This window comes from Rhodococcus sp. EPR-147 (assembly GCF_001647185.1).
In the GTDB taxonomy this organism is placed as follows: domain Bacteria; phylum Actinomycetota; class Actinomycetes; order Mycobacteriales; family Mycobacteriaceae; genus Rhodococcoides.
In genome coordinates this window covers 1-18,278 of the sequence record NZ_LVCU01000167.1, presented here as the reverse complement: position 1 = coordinate 18,278, position 18,278 = coordinate 1, and the positions used below count along the sequence as shown (strand labels likewise).

The window sequence follows — 18,278 nt, the reverse complement described above, 5'->3', positions numbered from 1 at the left end:
GAGATCTACGCGAACGGGCCGGACGCCGTCATTGCCGGCGTCGTCACCCCCGGCGGTACCGCCCGCAAGGTCGAGGGCGGCTACCGTCTCACGGGCACGTGGCCCTACGCCTCGGCCAGCCTGCACTCGGAGTGGTTCACCGGCGGAATCATCATCAACGACGAAGACGGCGACATGCTCGACCAGGGAATGGCATTGCTGCCTCGCTCGGACTACCGCGTCGACGACACCTGGTACGTAGCCGGCATGCGTGCCTCCGGCAGCAACACCGTCGTTGCCGAAGACGTGTTCGTACCCGAACACCGCATGCTCTCGATGATTCCGGCATTCAGCGGTGCCAACGTGGCAGAACGTACCGACTCCGCGTTCGCTCGCTCGGCCTTCGGCCCCATGCTCGTCATGGTGCTGGTCGGTCCGCAGCTCGGGATGGGCCGTGCCGCAGTAGAACTCGTCCGAACGAAGGCGTCCCAGAAAGCGTTGGCCTACACGGTGTTCGACCGGCAGGCCGACTCGGTGGCCTTCCAGATGATGCTCGCCGAAGCCGCACTGAAGGTCGACACCGCGCACCTGCATGCGTACCGCGCGGCGGAGGACGTCATGCGGTGGGCCGAAGCCGGCGAGTATCCGGACCTCCTCTCGCGCGCTCGCGTCCGCGGCGACGCAGCCGTTGCACTGAAGAGCATCAACGAGGCACTCAACATCCTCGTGGATGCCACTGGAGCCGGAGCCTTCGCCGATGTCAATGCACTGCAGCGCATTTGGCGTGACTCCAACGTCGGTGCCCGCCACGCCGTCATGCTCCCGCGAGTGTCGATAGAAACCTACGGCAAGGCACTCCTCGGCTTCGAACTTCATGACCACATCACGCCGATCATCTGACGAGGACCTAGTCTTGTGTCGAACCGTGGGCAGCAGCCGAGCGGGGAGGCCGAGACAGAGGGGACTCGAGGTGCCGAATCGATCCACCCAGCCGGTTGCCCGGGCCACCCGGGCAAGCGCTCGAGCCGCAGAAACCCGTCAGCGCATGATCGACGCGGCGGTCGCCCTGTTCGCGGAAACCGATTACGACAAGGTCGGTGTGGCCGACATCGTGGAGTCGGCGGATGTGGCCCACGGCTTGCTGTTCCACTACTTCGGCAACAAGCGAGGCATCTACCTCGAGTCGATGCGGGCCACTGCCGCGGCGATGTCGCAGGCGTTCGCCGACATTCCCGATTCGACACCCGACGTGCAGATACGGGCTGCTCTGACCAGCCATCTCGAGTACCTGCGCGTGCACCGCGGTCTGGCGCTCCGAATGGTGTTGGGCGGCAGAGGTGCCGATCCAGAAGCCTGGGAAGTTTTCGAAGATGCTCGCACCGCAGTGCTGGAAGCGTCGGCCACACGGCTCGGGCTGGACCCGGAGAACGCCGGCGTCAGGCTGGTCGGACGAAGCATCGTCGCGGCAATCGACGGTGCAACGGCGCGTTGGCTGGAAGAGGACACGCGCATCGACGTCGATCAGATGGTCGAGTGGCTGGTGTACCTCATCGTTGCGTGCCTGAGTACCGCGCCGGTTCTCGATCCCACGCTGAACATCGACGGTGCGGTCGCATTGCTCCGAGGATCGGACTAGATCGCGGGGAATCACCCCACCGAGACGGTCCTTCGCTCACGGACCCGTATTCCTACCGTGGCAATCGCGACCACCACTGCGGCGAGAACGGCTGCCCAAGCGACAGTCGTATCGACCACCTCACCGGAGAAGCGGCCCTGCGCCAACCATCCCAGTCCCCAGACGATCGCCAACATCGGTGCGACCGCACCACCGGAGAACTGGGCCAGAAACACCCCGACACCGGCAGCCACCACGAGCACGATAATCGCCCATACCGTTGCGCCACTGGTCAATCCGAGACTCACCAGCCACGCCGAGACGTTCGCGATCGTCGCCACACACACCCACCCGAGATAGATCCCCATCGTCCCGTCGGTGATCACCGCGTCGGCCACACCCTCCGGTCGATGCTGCTGCATCAGCACGAACACGCGGACGAGTACCACCAGCAAGGCGACGATGACGATCACGCTCAGCCACACCTGGCCGAACTGGATCACGAGAATCCACGCGGGATTGAGCAACATCGACGCGACGATCGGTGCACGCAACGCGTCGTGCCGTGCGGTGCGGCCGGGTAGGAACTGCCATACGGCGTAGGCGATGAGTCCGGTGTAGATCACCGACCAGATCGAGAACGCCGGGCCTGCGGGTGCCACCAGCGTGGACGTGGCACTCAGCGCCCCGCCCGCCGCCTCGGCAATCGGCGTTCCGATCCACGCACCGGACCCCAGAAACGACACCACGACTGCCACGACCGCACTGACGACGACCACTGTTTTCATAGCAGCACTGATCCCCTGAATACGACGGTCGCAAACACCGCTGCCGGGTTGTTTACCCGAATCGGCCACCATTCACGACCTGGTCGACGACGTCCACCGGACGCCCACTGGCAGTTGAGCCTGCCGATTCCCGCCGCGGTCTGGTAGACACGCGGGAGTGAATGCCATCAGTGGTCCGAATCGAGCTCGACGCGTCGGAGCCGTTCTTGCGGCGTCCACCTGCGCGCTCGTCGCGTGCAGCTCCACGCCCGAGCCTGTAACCGCGCCCTCGATCACGCCCGCCGAGACGACGACCGCACCGGCCCCGCAGTACGACCTCACGGGAGTGCCGGGCACCGTTCTCGATTCCGAGGACTTCGGCGATCGATCGACAGAGCTCTCCGCCACCGGAGCCACGCTGTACCGATTCGTCTACGAGTCCACGTCGGGTGTCGACAATTCCCCCACGGCGGTCTCGGGCGTGGCAGCCGTTCCGGCAGGCACCCCACCCGAGGGCGGTTGGCCGACCGTCGTCTACGGGCACGGCACCACAGGAATTCAGGCCGACTGCGGACCCACCCTGTATCCCGATCTACTCGGCTACCAATTCGCTGTGCAGGACTTCACCGAACTCGGATACGTCACCGTGCTGCCCGATTACCAGGGCCTGGGCACCGGCGGCGGCACCCACCCGTACCTGGAACCGCGCACCTCGGGACACAACATGATCGACGCGGCCCGCGCCGCCCAGAGCGCGCTGCCGGACATGTCCACCCGATGGGCCGCTGTCGGGTTGTCACAGGGTGGCCAAGCAGCCTGGGCTGCAAACGAACTCGCCGCCACCTACGGTCAGGGCCTCGAGCTGGTGGGATCGGTGTCGCTGTCGCCGCCGACGGACCTGACGCCCCTGGTGCAGGCGGCAACGGACGGAAACCTCACCAGACCGCAGAAGGAGCTTCTGCCGTACCTGCTCTACGGCGCACAGCAAGTCGACCCATCGATCGATCCGATGGACTACAGCGGCAGCGTCGCGGAGGCCAACAACGAGCTGCTGCTCACCTGCTCGGGCGGCGACACGGACGGCAAGGAGCGAGCAGTCGAGGCAATGGCTCCGGACGAGTACGCGGCTGACTCAGCGCAATCCGAGCAACAGCTGCTCGACGTGATCGGCCGCTACACACTCCCCCAGGTGCGAACCGAGGTCCCGATGTTCGTGGCCTACGGCGCGAAAGACGACATCGTGCTGCCGCAGTGGACCGCCGACGGCGTCGAAAAGGCGTGCGCTCTGGGTGATCCGATCGTCGCGCAGGAGCAGCCCGAGCAGGGCCACGACGTCAGCGACGAGGCCGCCATGCAGTTCCTGGCTGCCGTGTTCGCAGGCCAAACCGTGCCCAGCACATGCTGACGAGCGGCTCCGCGACGGAGAGAATCACCGAGTACACCCATGACGGATTGGTGTTCGACGTCCTCGACCAAGGCCCGCTCGACGGCCCGATCGTGTTGCTACTGCACGGATTTCCCGAGCGGGCATCGTCGTGGTCCGCGGTGATGGCCGTTCTGAACGAGCACGGATTCCGCACTGTCGCACCGGATCAGCGTGGGTACTCACCGCGGGCCCGGCCGAAGCGGCGACGGGACTATCGCATCGGAGCGTTGGTCGGCGATGTCGCCGCCCTGATCGAGGTGATCGGTCAACCCGTTCATCTGGTCGGACACGATTGGGGAGCGAACATCGCCTGGGTCACCGCAGGCCGACACCCTCAACTCGTTGCGTCACTGACGGCGTTCTCGGTTCCGCACCCCGGCTCGTTCATGACTGCGATGCTCACCTCGAAGCAAATTATGCACTCCTGGTACTTCGCGTTCTTCCAACTGCCGCTACTGCCCGAGAAATGGATGATGCGTCCCGGCGCACGGGCCGAGAAGTGGTACGAACGAAGCGGAATGACCGAAGGCGACCTCGAACGAACGAAGACGGAGATCGTCGACTACGGCGCACTCCCCTTCGCCATTACCTGGTATCGCGGACTGCCGTTCTCGAACCCGGGCATCGGCCGTCTACGCATCACCGTGCCGACGTCGATGGTCTGGAGTGACGGAGACACCTTCATCGGACGATCCGCCGTCGACAATGCACAGCGCTACGTCGACGCGACATACACCTTGACCGTATTAGCCGATGTGTCGCACTGGATTCCAACACAGGCATCGGATGCGGCCGCCGCAGCAGTGTTGCGGTCGATCGCCCTCAGCGGCACGTGACCGCTCCACAACCGGAGGCATACTGCACCATGGACACCACCGGCCTTCTCACTGAACTCGTCACCACGAGCACTGTTTCCGGCGACCCCGCACCGCAGCGACTGACCATGAACACGGTTCTGTCGCTGCTTCGAGCGCGCACTCCGATGCTGACCGTGGAAGGCGACACCGACGGTCCGCACCCGTGGATGCTGATAACCAACGAGGCACCTCCCGAGACGACGCGGCTGATGTTCGCCTGTCACGTCGACACCGTCCCGCCCGGCGACCTGAAGCACTGGCAGTTCGATCCGTTCGTCGCCGACATCGAGGACGGCGTCCTACGCGGCCGAGGCACCTCGGACATGAAGGCCGGTCTGGTGGCGGCCACGGCCGCAGTGCTCAACGCCATCGACAACGGTGTCCCGGTCGCATTCCTGCTCACCAGCGACGAGGAGATCGGATCGCTCGGCGCGCAGGCCGCCCGCCATGCCGTCGCCGACTGCAGCGTCGGAGCCGTCGTGGTCCCGGAGGCCACAGGAAACCGCGTACACCTCGGCCACCGCGGTGCGCTGTGGGTCGACGTGTTCACCGCAGGTGTTGCCGCACACGGCAGTACACCGCAACGTGGCGAGAGCGCCATCTTCAAACTCGTCGACGTGTTGGCGCGCGCTAGAGAAGAACTGCCGCTCGCCTCGGATGCATTCCTGGGCGCGGAAACGTTCAACGTCGGACTGATCGACGGCGGTTCGGCCCCCAACATCGTGCCCGACGCTGCCCACGTGGTGATCGACCACCGTACCGTCGGCGATGGCCGGGATCTGCTGGCCTGGTGGAGGGATCAGCCGGAAGTGGATCGTATCGACGCGCGGATCGACCTCCCCGGGGTACGCACCACGCCGGACAACAACTGGATCTCAGCACTCCCGAATCCCGTTGCAGCGGAGCCGGTCACCTACTTCACCGATGCTTCCATCCTGGCCGCCGCGGCCCCGTCGGCCCCGATCGTGGTGTGGGGACCGGGCACGCCGGCGCTGATGCACGCGGCCGACGAGAGCGTGTCCTTGGCCGAACTCGACGCCGCCGTCGCCGCCTACGGCGCGGTGACGCGAGCCTGGCCTACGGTCGACTGACGCACCACCAGTTCAGGTTTGAGCGCGATGTGCGCGGTACCGGTGAGGTCGGTGTTCATCGCCTGATCCAGCAGCCGCGTCGCCTCGGCCGCGATCCGTTCCTGGGGCTGCCTGATGGTGGTGATCGGCGGATTGCTCAAGGCGGAGAACGGAATGTCGTCGAATCCCGTCACCATGATGTCCGACGGTACGGCGAGCCCCAGCGCCTGGCAGCTCTGCAGTACTCCCAGCGCGATCAGGTCGTCGGCACACACCACCGCATCCGGACGAGATGCCGAACTGAGCATCGCCCGAGACGATTCGCGTCCCCAGTCGATCGAGTAGTCGCCCAGCTGGGTCCACTCCTCTCGCGTCTCGATGCCGACGCGGGCGGCGTGCCGAAAGAAGCCGGCCCGGCGCAGCTCGGTGGAGGAGTTGGTGAGCTCCGAGCTGATGAACGCGGCGCTGCGTGCGCCCTGGGCGGCGAGGTGATCCATCAGAAGTGCTTGCGCCGCATCGTCGTCCACGCCCACCCAGTCGGTGTGCGTGTCGAGTGCGAATCGGTCCAGTTGAACGACGGGGATCGCGCGAGCCGAGGCTCGGACGGCGTCGGCGGATCGTTCACCATGGCACGGGCTGATGATGATGCCATCGACCTGACGAGAGACCAGGCTTCGCAGACGCTGCGCTTCGACGGCCGGATCCGAGCGCGAATCGCAGAGGAACAGTTGCAGTCCACGCTGCGAGAGCACGTGTTCGACGTTGACGACGAGCGACGTGAAGAACGGGTTGGCAATGGACGGAACCACCATGCCGATGGTGTCGGTGCGATTGCGACGCAGCGAGCTGGCGATGATGTTGCCGGAGTAGCCCAGCTCGTCCGCTGCTCGCCGGATGGCCGCGGCGACCTCCTCCGAGACCGGCCGAGAACCCGACAGTGCCCGCGACACCGTGGCCGTCGAGACGCCCGCACGTTCGGCGACGTCGCGAATCGTTGCCTTGCGCATCCGACTCCTAGTCTTTGGTGTGGCCTGAGGGTAGCGAACCGTGGACACCGTCCGGTCTGGTTAACACGATAGAGGCAATCGTTTACATAAACGACTCGAGAATTCCTTGACATGAACGGGTGCTGATCCCCTACGGTGCATATACGCAAGGTAATCGATTACATGCCCGACTCGATTGCCCCGATCCCAGGAGCCACCCACGTGAGCACGCCCCCTCCGGAAGCCAGCCCGACACCGTCGCTGGGAGTATTCCCGTCCAAGCCGTCGGCGCTCGCCGACATCGTCGCCACCACCCCCGCCCTCATCGGGGCCATCCACCTCCCCGCGCTCCCGGGAAGCCCGCATTACAAGGGCCAGCCCGTCGCCGAGATCGCCGCCTTCGCAGTCGCCGAGGCACACGCCTACATCGACAACGGCTTCGACGCGGTCATCGTCGAGAACCATTGGGACATCCCGTTCCTCAAGCCCGGTGAACACGGCTACGAAACCGCGGCGACAATGGGCGTCGTCACCGCCGCCGTGGTCGCAGAATTCGGCCGAGCCGTCGGCGTCAGCATCCTGTCCAACGCAGGCGAATGCGGCGTGGCCGCAGCGTGGGCCGCAGGCGCGAGCTTCGTCCGCGTCAACCAGTGGGCCAACGCATACATCGCCAACGAGGGCTTCATCGAGGGCCAGGCTGCCAAGACCACTCGCTTTCGCCATCGCATCGGAGCCACCCCGGTCAAGATCTTCGCCGACGTGCACGTCAAGCACGGTGCGCACGCCATCGTCGCCGACCGCACCATCGCCGAGCAGACCGAGGACGCCGAGTTCTTCGACGCCGACGTCCTCATCGCCACCGGCTCCCGCACCGGTGACGCCGCCTCGGTGGACGAGGTGTCGGTGATCAAGAACAACACCGTGCTCCCGGTCATCATCGGCTCCGGAATCACCGCGGGCAACGTGGGCGATCTGATGAAGGAGTGCGACGGTGCCATCATCGCCTCCTCGGTCAAGGAGAACGCGCGCTGGTGGGGCCGGGTGGACGGCGACAAGGTACGCGCCGTCGCCCGCGCAGCAGGCAAGTAGCGCATGATCGTCTTCTTCGGCTACGCCAACAGCGATGTGACGGTGCATGTTCCGCACGTGCCGGTGCTCGGCGAACGGGTTCAGGCGACGGCCGTCGACACCATCGACGGGGGCATGACCGCCAACGCCGCCGTCGCCGCCGCCCGCATGGGTGCCCGAGTCGCCTTCGCCGGAGCCGTCGGACCGGACCCGCGTTCGACGCAGTTCCTCGCCACACTCGAACACGACGGCGTCGACACCAGCTGGTCACCGCGTGACGCATTCCTCTCCACCGCAGTGGTTCTCATCGCCGACGGCGGCGACCGATCCATCATCAGCCAGGACGACGCCAACGACGCCACCCGGTTGGCTGCGGTGCTCGCCACCCTCGCCGAGGGCGGCGGCCGACTCTTCCTCGACGGCTATCGAGCAGCGATGCTGCCCGCCGAACTCCCCCCGAACGTCAGCCTCGCAATCGACCTCGACGGCTGCGAGGACGCCGATGCCGCGCTGCGCGCATTCGCTCTCGCAGACCACGTGATAGTCGGACGCAGTCTCTGGCAGAACAGCTTCGGCATCGAGGCCGAGCGGTGGTCGACGCTGACCGCCGAGTACGACACCCACCTCGTCGTCACCGATGGCGAACACGGGTGGACCCTGGTCACGCCCACGGGTGAGACCGTCACCGAACCCGCGGTGCGCGTCGAGATCGTCGACGCCGTCGGCGCGGGCGACTGTTTCTGCGGTACCTACATCGCCTTCGTCGACGCAGGCACACCGCCGGCCGACTCGGCACGTCTCGCGGGAGTGTCGGCAGCCCTCGCCTGCGCCACCCCCGGGCCACGCGGCTGCCCCAGCCTCACCGAACTGACCGAATTCACCTCCACGCACGCACCATTCGACCTCCAGGAGATCCCATGATCAAACGCGCACTCCCTCTCGTTCTCGGTGCTGCCGTGGCGCTGACGCTCACGTCCTGCGATTCCGCCGCTCCCAGCGATACCGCCGGTGGGACCGACGTGGCCGCGTCGTCGATCCCCGAGCCCACCCGCGTCGCCGAAACCTGCGAGGGCAACAACGGCACCCTCAAGATCGGGCTGGTGACGATCAACCTTCAGGCCCTGTTCTTCAACCAGATCAACAACGCAGCTCAGAACGTGGCCGATCAGGCCGGTGTCGATCTCCAGATCATCAGCGGCAACGACGATTCCGTCACCCAAGCCAACGCGTTCGACAATCTCATCGCCTCCGGAGTCGACGCCATCATCGTCGACGCGATCGACACCGACGGAATCAAGCCATCCGTGGCCAAGGCAGCTGCCGCGGGCATCCCCGTCGTCGCCGTCGACGCCACCGTCGACGATCCGGCCATCTCCACCCAGGTGGGCACCGCCAACGCCGAGGGCGGGGCGCAGATCGGCGACACCCTGGCCGAGCTCGCGAACGACACCGGCACAGTCGGTATCGTCGGCGCGCTCAACAGCACCATCCAGCTCGAACGCCAGAAGGGCTTCACCGACACCGTCTCCGCCGCAGGCATGACCGTCGGAACGGTGGTCGACGGTCGCAACATCCAGGAGAACGCGCAGACCGCCGCGGAGAACCTGCTCACCGGTAATCCGGACATGGAATACGTCTACGCCACCGGCGAACCCGCGCTCATCGGTCTCGTTGCCGCAGTGAACAGTCAGAGCGCACAGGACCGGGTCAAGGCCGTCGGATGGGACCTGTCGGATCAGGCCGTCACCGCGCTCCAGGCCGGCTGGCTGGAAGGCGTCGTACAGCAGAACACCTTCGAATTCGGTTACGAGGCAATGAATGCCGCCATCGACCTCGGCTGCGGACGCACCGCCCCCGCAGACATCCCTGTCCCGACGCAGATCGTCACCCCGGCGAACGTCGGCGACTACATGTACTACCTGGAGAAGTAGAGCCATGACACAACAGCTTTCACCGGATCCACCCCTGATCGAACTCTCCGGAATCACCAAGTCGTACGGCCCGGTCAAATCACTGCGCGGAGTCGATCTCAGGCTCGGACGCGGCGAGGTACTCGGAGTCGTCGGAGACAACGGCGCCGGCAAGTCGACGCTCATGAAAATCCTTGCCGGCGCCGTTCAACACGACGGCGGTGAGATGCGCGTCGACGGCAACCCGGTGCGCTTCTCGACGCCGCTCGACGCACAGCAGAAGAAGATCGGCATCGTGTACCAGGATCTCGCCCTGTGCGACACCCTCGACGTCGCCAGCAACCTGTTCCTCGGGCGCGAGCCCAGGAAGGGCCCGTTCCTCGACCGGCACGGCATGCACGAGCGGGCCGCGAAGATCCTGGCGGACCTGCACGTGAAGGTGAAGTCGACGTACCAGGAGATCGGGCAGCTCTCGGGCGGACAACGTCAGACCGTCGCCATCGCCCGCGCCGTGTCGTTCCGTCCCGACGTGCTGATCCTCGACGAGCCAACGGCGGCACTGGCCGTCGCCGAGGTGGAGTCGGTACTGAAACTCATCACGGACGTCGCGGCCCAGGGCGTCGGCGTCATCCTCGTGACGCACCGACTGCAGGACCTGTTCCGTGTCTGCGACCGCATCACCGTCATGTACGAGGGCCAGAGCGTCGACGATGTCCCCATCGGGGACCTGAACATCGAATCCCTCGTCGGCCTCATCACCCGTACCCCGGTACCCACGCACTCCACGTCCCGGCCGGGAGGCCCATCATGACGATTCTCGACAAGAACGCTCCACCCAGCGTGGAGAAGCTCGCCAGCAGACCCACCCTGTGGCAGCAGGCGAACAAACCGACGCTGGCGATGCTGGCCGTCACCGTCGCTGTCGCCGCGATCTTCTCGGTCACCACATCGTCGTTCCTGACGTTCACCAACATCTCGAACCTCGCGACGCAGATCGCTCCGGTTCTGATCATCGCCGTCGCCATGACGTTCGTGATCACCACCGGTCAGATCGATCTCTCCGTCGGGGCCACGGTGGCGTTCGTCGCCGCGATGAGCGCCGAGCTGATCCAGGCCGGCGTCGACTCCTCGGTCGTCTTCGTGGCAGCGCCCTTGATGGGGGCCGCGTGGGGGCTGGTCAACGGTTGGCTCGCTGCCTACCAGGGCATTCCACCGTTCATCGTCACCCTCGCGACGCTGTCCATCATTCGCGGCATCGCCCTGTACCGCACCGAGGGATTCTCCGTCCCGATCACTCCCGGTACGGCGTTCGCCAAGCTGGGCACCGCATCGTGGCTCGGGTTCTCGGCCAGCGCCTGGATCGCCCTCGGCGTGGTGATCATCGGTGCAATCACCCTCAACCGCACTCGATTCGGCCGCTACGTCACCGGGATCGGCTCCAACGTCGAATCCGTTCGCCGCTCGGGCGTCAACACTCGCCGGGTGCTGATGATGACGTTGGTGTTCACCGGTCTCGCCGCGGGCATCGCCGGACTTCTCATTGCAGCCCGGCTGGGATCCGGATCGGCAAACTCCGCCAACGGATTCGAGCTCACCGTCATCACCGCGGTGGTACTCGGTGGCACCAACCTCTTCGGTGGACGCGGCACCGTGATCGGAACCGTCATCGGCGCGGTCCTCACCGGCATCATCGCGAACGGCCTCACCCTGCTGGGCGTCAGTCCATTCCTGACTCCCATCATCACCGGTGTCGTTCTGCTGATGGCGATCTGGATCAACATGCGCGGACATTCCCTGGCCTCGCTGTTCAAGCACCTGCAGAGTGCACCGGGGAAGCAATGATCGTCACCACCGTCACCGGAGCGATCGAATGCGATCGGCTCGGACTCGTCCTGCCGCACGAACACCTGCACAACGACGCTTCCGTCGCCTACTCACCGTCGCCGGATCCTGTTGTCGCGCAGATCCTCGCCGGCCCGGTCGCGTCGGAGAACGCGTGGCTGTTGCACGACAACCCGTACCACAGTGCCGACAACTGCCGAGTCGACGATGCAGCCGGCGTTCTCGACGAGCTGAAGACGTTCGCAGACAACGGAGGAACGACGATCGTCGACCTGACACCCCCGGGTATCGGCCGTCAACCACAGATTCTCGCCGACTACTCACGCCGGTCCGGTGTTCGGGTCGTCATGGGCTCGGGCTGGTATCTCGAGTCGACGCATCCGCCCGAAGTGGCCGCACTCGGCATCGACACCCTCGCCGCGTCGCTCATCTCCGAGTTCACCGCCGATACGGATGCGCCGAAGCCAGGCGTGATCGGCGAGATCGGAATCTCACCGTCGTTCACCGAGAACGAGGCGAAAGCGCTTCGCGCAGCATGCGTCGCTCAGCGGGAGGTGAACGTGCCCCTGTTCGTTCATCTTCCGGGTTGGAAGCGCTACGGACCAGCGGTGCTCGATATCGTTCTGGACGAGATGGGTGTCGATCCGGGCGCGGTGGTGCTGTGCCACATGGACCCGTCGGGCAACGATCCCGACTACCAGTGCGCGCTCGCCGATCGCGGGGTCTTTCTCGAATTCGACATGATCGGTATGCCCTTCGAGTTTCCCGGGGAGGGGCAGTCGCCGCCGCCCGCCGAGACTGCCCTCGCCGTTGCGGGTCTGGTCGGTGGCGGATACGGAGCGCAGCTCCTCCTCAGCCACGACCTGTTCCTCAAATCGATGCTGCGTAAGTACGGAGGCAACGGATTGGCCTATGTGCCAGTCTCTTTCGCCGCTCGGCTGGTTCGCAACGGACTGGATCCGCAGCGCGTGTCCTCACTCATGCAAGACAACCCGAGGTCGCTCTTCGAGCAGGCCGGAAAAGGATAGAGAAGCGTCATGGGTAAGAAAGTTCTGATCGCCGGTGAAAGCTGGATGACGTCGTCCACCCACGTCAAGGGTGTCGACGAGTTCACCGTGCATTCCTACGTCGAAGGCGTCGGCCCACTGCGGGACGCGCTGGCCTCCCGTGGGCACGAGGTGGTGCACATGCCGGCGCACCTGGTACCCACCCAGTTCCCCGGTAACGCAGAAGCGCTGTCGGAGTTCGACGTGGTGGTGCTCTCCGATATCGGTGCCAACTCGATTCAATTGGCACCCAATGTTTTCGACCGCTTCCAGGCGGGCGAGGATCGATTGGTCGAGCTTCGGAACTGGGTGCACGACGGCGGTGCGCTGATGATGATCGGCGGATACCTCTCGTTCTCCGGGTTTCAGGCTCGGGCCGCGTTCCGGCAGACGGCCCTCGCCGACGCACTGCCGGTGACGATGCTCCCGGAAGACGATCGGGTGGAGACGCCCGGTGGAATGATTCCCGTCGTCGTCGACGGCACCCACCCCACCGTGAGCGGCAGCGGCACCGAGTGGCCTGCCCTGCTCGGCTACAACCGAGTGATCGCCAAGGACGGGGTTGCCGTACCGGCCACCATCAACGGTGATCCGCTGGTGGCGGCGGGCGCCTACGGCAAGGGCCGCTCCGCAGTGTTCACCTCGGACTGCTCACCGCACTGGGCACCGCCGGAGTTCTGCGAACAATGGCTCGGATACACGGATCTGTTCGACGGCCTGATCACCTGGTTGTCCGAAAAGTGACTCGCTCCGCCGAACTGACTGCGCGGCAGCATCGCAATCTTGCTGCCGCGCAGCGTGTCCGCTTCATCACCGACTCGATCGACGGCACGTTGCGCGACGACGACTTTCGGCGCTACCTGGTGATCGAGGAAGCATTCGTGCTCACCGCGGTGCGCATTCTCGGGCTCGTGGTCGCGGAGTCGACGTCGTTGGACGACGCCACCGATCACGTGACGTCACTGTCCAACCTCGTCGGCGAGCAGCGCGAATATTTCGCCGGACTACGCGAGCAGTTTCCGTACGACGGTGACGTGGACGAATTGATCGAGGGCTCGTCCGTTCTGTCGAACTACGCACTGGGACTTGCCCGTAAGGACGGTAGAGCCGCAGCTCTGGTCGCAATGTTCGCCGCCGAGACCCTGTATCTGTCCTGGTGCCGCGCTGCGATGGACAGATCTGTCGATCGTGAACCGGCACTGCAGGAGTGGATCGAGATGCACACCCGCCCCGCGTTCGTCGCGCAGGTGGACGCGTTGGCCCGAGAAGTCGACGCGATGGACGAGGTGGACGACGCGACCCTGGACGCGTGGTTCGTCGCAATGTTGGCTGCCGAGATGGAATTTCACGACGCCGCGATTACCCACGACAGTGGTGTGGACAAGCGCCACTGAAGGCACCTATCCGCACCACTGCCGCAGGCGCTCAGCTTGTCTGAGTCTCGATGGTTCGTTGCGTGTTGTCGTGGGCGATCTCGATCTTGCGTGGCTTGGCCCGCTCCGCCAGCGGGATGGTGACCGTCAGGACGCCGTTGTCGTAGGACGCCGAGATCTTCTCCGCGTCGACCCCGTCACCGAGCGAGAGCTGACGTCGATACGTTCCGGCAAATCGCTCCGACGAAAGCCACTGCACGCCATCACTGGTGGGTGCGGTTCGATGCGCGGTCAACGTGAGGGTGCCGCGATCGACGTCGACGTCGATCGAGCCCGGATCGACACCCGGGAGGTCCGCGTTGAGGACGTAGTGATCATCGAGCTTGTAGAGGTCCATAGGCATGAACCTGGGTGCACGGTCCGAACCACTGGTCGCGCCGAGCATCCCGGCAGCAATCGAGTCGAGGTCACGGAACGGATCGAAGCGAAGCACAGCAACCACCTCCTGAACGACGATGCGCCCGCCCCTGTAGCGGCCGCGTCTTCACTGTGCGAGACCCAAATTAGCACTCTCCGCCCACGAGTGCCAAGAGGGAATTCGCTCCGCAGTGGTGTGGCCGAGTGCCGCCCAGGGCACTCGACCACACCACTGCCGCAGGCACTTACAGCCGTTCGATGATGGTTGCGTTCGAGAGTCCTCCCGCTTCGCACATCGACTGCAGGCCGAATCGCTGCTCACGTTCGGCGAGGGCATGAACCATCGTCGTCATGATGCGCGCACCGCTGCCGCCGCCGTCCTCGATCTACAGAACGGGCCGGATCGTGATCGCCTGGGCGTTGTGCGATGCCCCGCGATGCGGTCAACTGGTTCTGCAGGATCCACCCGATCAGCAATGGTGCAGTACTCCCAGGAGACGACCCGATCATGAACATTTCGGTACATCAAGTGGTCCTCGACTGCACCGACACCCGTGAGTCCGCCGAGTTCTACCGGCAACTACTCGGATTCGAATACGTACCCGGCTACGCCGAACCGATCAATCCGGATTGGCTCGCGATCACCGCACCTGACGGTTCGTGGCGTATCGCGTTTCAGCAGGTCGGCGCACTTCCGGCCGCAACATGGCCGGACGGCGAACACCCTCAGATGTTGCACCTGGACTTCCGCGTCGACACTGTCGCGCAACTCGACGAAGAGCATTCGCGTGCAACGGGTTTGGGAGCTACTCTGCTTCGGGATCTGCACGACGACCCGGTGGAGCCGATCCGAATCTATGCCGACCCGGCCGGCCATCCATTCTGCATCTTCGTGGGTGGATGAACCCAGCGCACCGTCTCGCGGCCGATCGGCTCCCCACATTCGGATACCCGACGCCCATCGGAGTCAGAAATCCCAAACTGAGGAGCCGATCCGCGGCAGAGGCCGGGTGAACACATCTACGCCCCTCGCATGAATTCACGCCCGCTACAAGGGGTGCGGATTCCGACGAAGGGCGTATTTACCGCTAGGCCCTGCCGATCAGCTCCCCACATTCGGATACCCGACGCCGATCGGAGTCAGAAATCCAAAACTGGGGAGCCGATCCGCGGTAGAGGCCGAACCAACTAAGCCGCCGAGTGGTGTGATTGAGTGCCGCCCAGGGCACTTAATCACACCACTGCCGCAGGCATTCAGCCCAATTGCACTGTTGCCGTAGCGCGGTGGCCGAAGATGCGCTTGCCCTCGAATGTCGCGCCCAATGAGATGACTGCAGTCCGCGTCGCCTCGTCCTTGGACTTGATCTTGCCGGTGAAGACGATTTCGGCGGCCTTGTGGGTGTCGACGGGGATGGGGGTGGTGAAGCGGACGGTGTAGTCCTTCACAGCGCCCGGGTCGCCGAGCCACTCGGTGACGTAGCCGCCGCCGACGCCCATCGTGAGCATCCCGTGGGCCAGCACGTTCTCGAGATCGATCAGCTTGGCGAACTGCTCACTCCAGTGAATCGGGTTCGCGTCACCGGCAACGCCTGCGTAGTTGACCAGATCACCGCGGGTCAGGCGCACCGTGCGCGGCGGCAGTTCGTCTCCGACATTGACGTCGTCGAACTTCTGCGTCGGCCGACCCCGGTACTCCTCGACGATCAGCGGCTCGTGCTCCTGCGGAGTGGACAGTGTGTCGCTATGACCGGAATCGGCTCCGCCGACGTCCGTCGTCGCACCGAACATGACCAAGTTCTTCGCGGACTCGGCGATGGCCGGATCGATCTCGCCCGACCGACCGACGAGGAGCGTGGTGTACGTGGTCTGCACCAATTCGTTCTTCTGATTGGACACGACGTTCTTGGTGACCATCATGTCGCGACCCATGACCGTCTTGAACGAATCGAGCGAGACATCGCATGTCAGTTGGTCGCCGGCAAGGATCGGCTTCTGGAACACCAGCACCTGATCGGTCTGCAGAATCTGGCTCAGGTCGTAGCCCTCGGCGATGGACTGGAGAAGCTTCTTCTGCGCGAGGGTGCCGACCAGCGACATGAACGTCAGAGGTGCGACGAGGGCACTGTGCCCCAGAGCGGCCGCAGCGTCGCCATCCCAGTGGGCGGGGTGGAAATCCTGGACGGCGCGGGCGTACTCGCGGACCTTCTCGCGGCCCACCTCGTAGTAGTCCTCGGTGCGGTAGTGATAACCGACCATGCTCCGAGCGTGTTCCGCCGGATCGAACGCTTCCTCGCCGGTCGCTGCCGTACCGGACTCCGCTACCTGCTCTGCCACTGTTGTCCCACCGTCTCGTACCCCACTGTTCACCATTACCCGAGCAACCTACCGAACAACGGCGTTGGTTGGCCAGGCCGGAGGGGTCAAGCCGAGCGGTGTCGCGGAGAGTCGTGGTAGCCCACCATGCCCACCATCGAGGCGTGTTGCGACGGCACAACGTTGGCGATCATGGCACCACGCGGGTGATGGCGACGCGACGCGACCGCGTCGACCGCCATCAGAGCCGCACCGTGCGCGGTGAGGGACTCCGGATTGGCGGGCGCGACGACCGGCAGCATCAGATCACGACGAAACAGACGCCGCAGCGTCGGGATGTTGGCGCACCCGCCGACCATCACCAAGGCGTTGACGGCACAGGGAGCGTCGACGATGACACTGGCCACCCAGTCCTCCAGCGAACGAATGCTGCGCTCGAGAACATCGTCGAAAGTATTGCGCCACAATCGCACCGGCCCACCGACGAAAGGTCCGGCAACTTCCGCCACCCGCAGCCTGGACAGCTGCTCGCGTGCGGTGCGAACCGACACCGCCAGATCTGCTCGGGTGCGATCGGACGCCAACTCGTCCGCTCCGTACATCGAGAGCAAGTAGCGGGAGACCTGCTCGTCGCAGCTGTTACCCCCGAACAGCGTGGTGCGCACCGAACTGAAGACCGTGCCGGTGGCCGGATCCGCGACCGACACCGTGGTGCCCGACGCTCCGACGTCACAGATCGCGACGGTACGAGCGCCCTCCAGCTGGCCGGTGCCCCGCAGATACCGCAGCTGAGCACCGAGTTCGGAGGCGACCAACAGACGATCGGCCTCGTACGTGGAGTAGGCGGAGGTTCGCGCGCGAGCACCGGGATCGTCGGGCACAGCCAAGACGATGTCGGTTCTGTCGACCATCTGGTCGCGCGACATGGAGTCCAGCAAGTCGATGGCGACCCGAAGATGGTCGTCGGGATCGAACGAGTGAACGATGTGGGCCGACCGCACCGACTCGTCGATCGCATCGACTGCGACCCCTCGGGCAGTGGCGGAACCCACCGAAACACCAAGGACTGTTCTCATGATTCCTCGACTCGACTGGCTACTCCGACCAGCCGATACTAACCGCCGAACCGTCGCCTGGACAGCAAACTGGGTATCTCGATGAACTTTTGGTTTGTTTTGGGAGATATAACAAGCAGCAGGACATCAGCCGTCCGTTCTCACGCGACGTGGTCGAACGGTTCTCGACGGTCCGCCAGCAGCGGACCCCATTCCTCCTGCGCCGACGTCATCGCCGCGCACGCGACACCGTTGGCCGAAGCCATCCCACGCGCAGCCGCGACGATGGAGCGGGCGGACTGCACGAGCGAGACATCGAAGCGGAAGCTGTGCGCCGCCAATTCGGCGAACGCCTCCTCCGGACTACAGCCACGCAGCGCGATGAGAACACCCACTGCCCTGTCGATGGTCGTACGGGTCACCGGTTCTGCTGCGGGATGTTCGGTCATCGAATACTCACCGTCTACTGGTCGATCACCCGATGGTAGCGGCGGGTGAGCAGAAGTTCAGGTGTCCGGGTCGAATTCACATACCCGTCACGTGAAGGACTTGTA

General features: G+C 64.9%; 20 protein-coding genes and 1 pseudogene. 14 read left to right on the top strand and 7 right to left on the bottom strand.

Annotated features, from left to right (window positions below; genetic code table 11):
• Both A2J02_RS08650 and A2J02_RS08645 read left to right on the top strand, forming a co-directional pair.
• Positions 1-879, top strand: an 879-nt coding sequence (locus A2J02_RS08650; RefSeq protein ID WP_068049308.1) for an oxidoreductase, incomplete at its 5' end; no start/stop codon positions are given.
• 70 nt (positions 880-949) lie between these two features.
• The gene (locus A2J02_RS08645; RefSeq protein ID WP_197477977.1) at positions 950-1,615 is read left to right on the top strand and encodes a TetR/AcrR family transcriptional regulator; all 666 of its coding nucleotides are present in this window, start codon (positions 950-952) and stop codon (positions 1,613-1,615) included.
• Positions 1,616-1,626: 11 nt separating this feature from the next.
• Here A2J02_RS08645 and A2J02_RS08640 read toward each other — a convergent pair whose 3' ends face one another.
• On the bottom strand, positions 1,627-2,382 hold the full coding sequence (locus A2J02_RS08640) for a tryptophan-rich sensory protein (RefSeq protein WP_068049306.1): 756 nt from the start codon (positions 2,380-2,382) through the stop codon (positions 1,627-1,629).
• A gap of 157 nt (positions 2,383-2,539) precedes the next feature.
• On the opposite strand from A2J02_RS08640, the gene A2J02_RS08635 reads away from it, so the two are divergent.
• Genes A2J02_RS08635 through A2J02_RS08625 form a run of 3 tightly spaced genes read left to right on the top strand, consistent with a single transcriptional unit; the run spans position 2,540 to position 5,735 of the window.
• Positions 2,540-3,766 carry an alpha/beta hydrolase family protein gene (locus A2J02_RS08635; protein WP_082898710.1) on the top strand — a complete coding sequence of 409 codons (1,227 nt, stop codon included), beginning with the start codon at positions 2,540-2,542 and terminating at the stop codon, positions 3,764-3,766.
• Positions 3,760-4,623 (top strand): alpha/beta fold hydrolase, encoded by an 864-nt coding sequence (locus tag A2J02_RS08630; RefSeq protein ID WP_068049305.1) that lies wholly within the window; start codon positions 3,760-3,762, stop codon positions 4,621-4,623. The genes A2J02_RS08635 and A2J02_RS08630 overlap by 7 nt, the downstream gene beginning before the upstream one ends.
• Positions 4,620-5,735: a M20/M25/M40 family metallo-hydrolase gene (locus A2J02_RS08625; protein WP_231911426.1), complete on the top strand. Its 1,116-nt coding sequence runs from the start codon at positions 4,620-4,622 to the stop codon at positions 5,733-5,735. The genes A2J02_RS08630 and A2J02_RS08625 overlap by 4 nt, the downstream gene beginning before the upstream one ends.
• On the opposite strand, the gene A2J02_RS08620 is transcribed toward A2J02_RS08625, so the two are convergent.
• Positions 5,696-6,721: a LacI family DNA-binding transcriptional regulator gene (locus A2J02_RS08620; RefSeq protein ID WP_068049304.1), complete on the bottom strand. Its 1,026-nt coding sequence runs from the start codon at positions 6,719-6,721 to the stop codon at positions 5,696-5,698. The genes A2J02_RS08625 and A2J02_RS08620 overlap by 40 nt on opposite strands.
• Positions 6,722-6,922: 201 nt before the next feature.
• On the opposite strand from A2J02_RS08620, the gene A2J02_RS08615 reads away from it, so the two are divergent.
• From A2J02_RS08615 to A2J02_RS08580, 8 genes are read left to right on the top strand one after another with little or no spacing between them, the layout of a single operon-like run.
• Entirely contained in the window at positions 6,923-7,789 is an 867-nt protein-coding gene (locus tag A2J02_RS08615; RefSeq protein WP_231893772.1) for a BtpA/SgcQ family protein, read from the top strand.
• A gap of 3 nt (positions 7,790-7,792) precedes the next feature.
• Positions 7,793-8,689, top strand: a complete 897-nt coding sequence (locus A2J02_RS08610; RefSeq protein WP_068049301.1) for a carbohydrate kinase family protein — start codon at positions 7,793-7,795, stop codon at positions 8,687-8,689.
• The gene (locus A2J02_RS08605; protein WP_068049299.1) at positions 8,686-9,699 is read left to right on the top strand and encodes a substrate-binding domain-containing protein; all 1,014 of its coding nucleotides are present in this window, start codon (positions 8,686-8,688) and stop codon (positions 9,697-9,699) included. Before A2J02_RS08610 ends, A2J02_RS08605 begins: the two co-directional genes overlap by 4 nt.
• A gap of 4 nt (positions 9,700-9,703) precedes the next feature.
• A complete protein-coding gene (locus tag A2J02_RS08600) occupies positions 9,704-10,489 on the top strand; it encodes an ATP-binding cassette domain-containing protein (protein WP_068049297.1) in 786 nt (261 codons plus the stop codon).
• Positions 10,486-11,520 (top strand): ABC transporter permease, encoded by a 1,035-nt coding sequence (locus A2J02_RS08595; protein WP_068049295.1) that lies wholly within the window; start codon positions 10,486-10,488, stop codon positions 11,518-11,520. Before A2J02_RS08600 ends, A2J02_RS08595 begins: the two co-directional genes overlap by 4 nt.
• Positions 11,517-12,548, top strand: coding sequence for a phosphotriesterase family protein (locus tag A2J02_RS08590; RefSeq protein ID WP_068049293.1), 1,032 nt, complete (start codon positions 11,517-11,519; stop codon positions 12,546-12,548). Before A2J02_RS08595 ends, A2J02_RS08590 begins: the two co-directional genes overlap by 4 nt.
• A gap of 9 nt (positions 12,549-12,557) precedes the next feature.
• Positions 12,558-13,310 carry a glutamine amidotransferase gene (locus A2J02_RS08585; RefSeq protein WP_068049291.1) on the top strand — a complete coding sequence of 251 codons (753 nt, stop codon included), beginning with the start codon at positions 12,558-12,560 and terminating at the stop codon, positions 13,308-13,310.
• On the top strand, positions 13,307-13,960 hold the full coding sequence (locus A2J02_RS08580) for a TenA family protein (protein WP_068049289.1): 654 nt from the start codon (positions 13,307-13,309) through the stop codon (positions 13,958-13,960). The genes A2J02_RS08585 and A2J02_RS08580 overlap by 4 nt, the downstream gene beginning before the upstream one ends.
• 31 nt (positions 13,961-13,991) lie before the next feature.
• Here the strand turns inward: A2J02_RS08580 and A2J02_RS08575 are convergent, their stop codons facing one another.
• Together A2J02_RS08575 and A2J02_RS27160 are read right to left on the bottom strand one after the other, a co-directional pair.
• A complete protein-coding gene (locus A2J02_RS08575; protein WP_068049287.1) occupies positions 13,992-14,432 on the bottom strand; it encodes an Hsp20/alpha crystallin family protein in 441 nt (146 codons plus the stop codon).
• A 169-nt stretch (positions 14,433-14,601) separates the two neighbouring features.
• Positions 14,602-14,730: pseudogene (locus A2J02_RS27160) on the bottom strand (steroid 3-ketoacyl-CoA thiolase); the annotation flags it as partial.
• A gap of 134 nt (positions 14,731-14,864) precedes the next feature.
• On the opposite strand from A2J02_RS27160, the gene A2J02_RS08570 reads away from it, so the two are divergent.
• A complete protein-coding gene (locus tag A2J02_RS08570) occupies positions 14,865-15,260 on the top strand; it encodes a VOC family protein (RefSeq protein WP_068049311.1) in 396 nt (131 codons plus the stop codon).
• A 350-nt stretch (positions 15,261-15,610) separates the two neighbouring features.
• On the opposite strand, the gene A2J02_RS08565 is transcribed toward A2J02_RS08570, so the two are convergent.
• From A2J02_RS08565 to A2J02_RS08555, 3 genes are all read right to left on the bottom strand, one after another.
• Positions 15,611-16,726, bottom strand: a complete 1,116-nt coding sequence (locus A2J02_RS08565; protein WP_068049285.1) for a fused (3R)-hydroxyacyl-ACP dehydratase subunits HadA/HadB — start codon at positions 16,724-16,726, stop codon at positions 15,611-15,613.
• A gap of 50 nt (positions 16,727-16,776) precedes the next feature.
• Positions 16,777-17,745: an Hsp70 family protein gene (locus A2J02_RS08560; RefSeq protein WP_231893771.1), complete on the bottom strand. Its 969-nt coding sequence runs from the start codon at positions 17,743-17,745 to the stop codon at positions 16,777-16,779.
• Between the two features lie 140 nt (positions 17,746-17,885).
• Entirely contained in the window at positions 17,886-18,173 is a 288-nt protein-coding gene (locus A2J02_RS08555; RefSeq protein WP_068049279.1) for an ANTAR domain-containing protein, read from the bottom strand.
• Between the last annotated feature and the right edge of the window lie 105 nt (positions 18,174-18,278).

What these genes read in the sequence shown, in the direction of transcription:
- A2J02_RS08640 (WP_068049306.1), bottom strand. Translation starts at nt 2,382, where the DNA reads ATGAAAACAGTGGTCGTCGTCAGTGCGGTCGTGGCAGTCGTGGTGTCG.
- A2J02_RS08630 (WP_068049305.1), top strand. Translation starts at nt 3,760, where the DNA reads ATGCTGACGAGCGGCTCCGCGACGGAGAGAATCACCGAGTACACCCAT.
- A2J02_RS08620 (WP_068049304.1), bottom strand. Translation starts at nt 6,721, where the DNA reads ATGCGCAAGGCAACGATTCGCGACGTCGCCGAACGTGCGGGCGTCTCG.
- A2J02_RS08610 (WP_068049301.1), top strand. Translation starts at nt 7,793, where the DNA reads ATGATCGTCTTCTTCGGCTACGCCAACAGCGATGTGACGGTGCATGTT.
- A2J02_RS08605 (WP_068049299.1), top strand. Translation starts at nt 8,686, where the DNA reads ATGATCAAACGCGCACTCCCTCTCGTTCTCGGTGCTGCCGTGGCGCTG.
- A2J02_RS08600 (WP_068049297.1), top strand. Translation starts at nt 9,704, where the DNA reads ATGACACAACAGCTTTCACCGGATCCACCCCTGATCGAACTCTCCGGA.
- A2J02_RS08595 (WP_068049295.1), top strand. Translation starts at nt 10,486, where the DNA reads ATGACGATTCTCGACAAGAACGCTCCACCCAGCGTGGAGAAGCTCGCC.
- A2J02_RS08590 (WP_068049293.1), top strand. Translation starts at nt 11,517, where the DNA reads ATGATCGTCACCACCGTCACCGGAGCGATCGAATGCGATCGGCTCGGA.
- A2J02_RS08585 (WP_068049291.1), top strand. Translation starts at nt 12,558, where the DNA reads ATGGGTAAGAAAGTTCTGATCGCCGGTGAAAGCTGGATGACGTCGTCC.
- A2J02_RS08570 (WP_068049311.1), top strand. Translation starts at nt 14,865, where the DNA reads ATGAACATTTCGGTACATCAAGTGGTCCTCGACTGCACCGACACCCGT.
- A2J02_RS08565 (WP_068049285.1), bottom strand. Translation starts at nt 16,726, where the DNA reads ATGGTGAACAGTGGGGTACGAGACGGTGGGACAACAGTGGCAGAGCAG.
- A2J02_RS08560 (WP_231893771.1), bottom strand. Translation starts at nt 17,745, where the DNA reads ATGAGAACAGTCCTTGGTGTTTCGGTGGGTTCCGCCACTGCCCGAGGG.
- A2J02_RS08555 (WP_068049279.1), bottom strand. Translation starts at nt 18,173, where the DNA reads ATGACCGAACATCCCGCAGCAGAACCGGTGACCCGTACGACCATCGAC.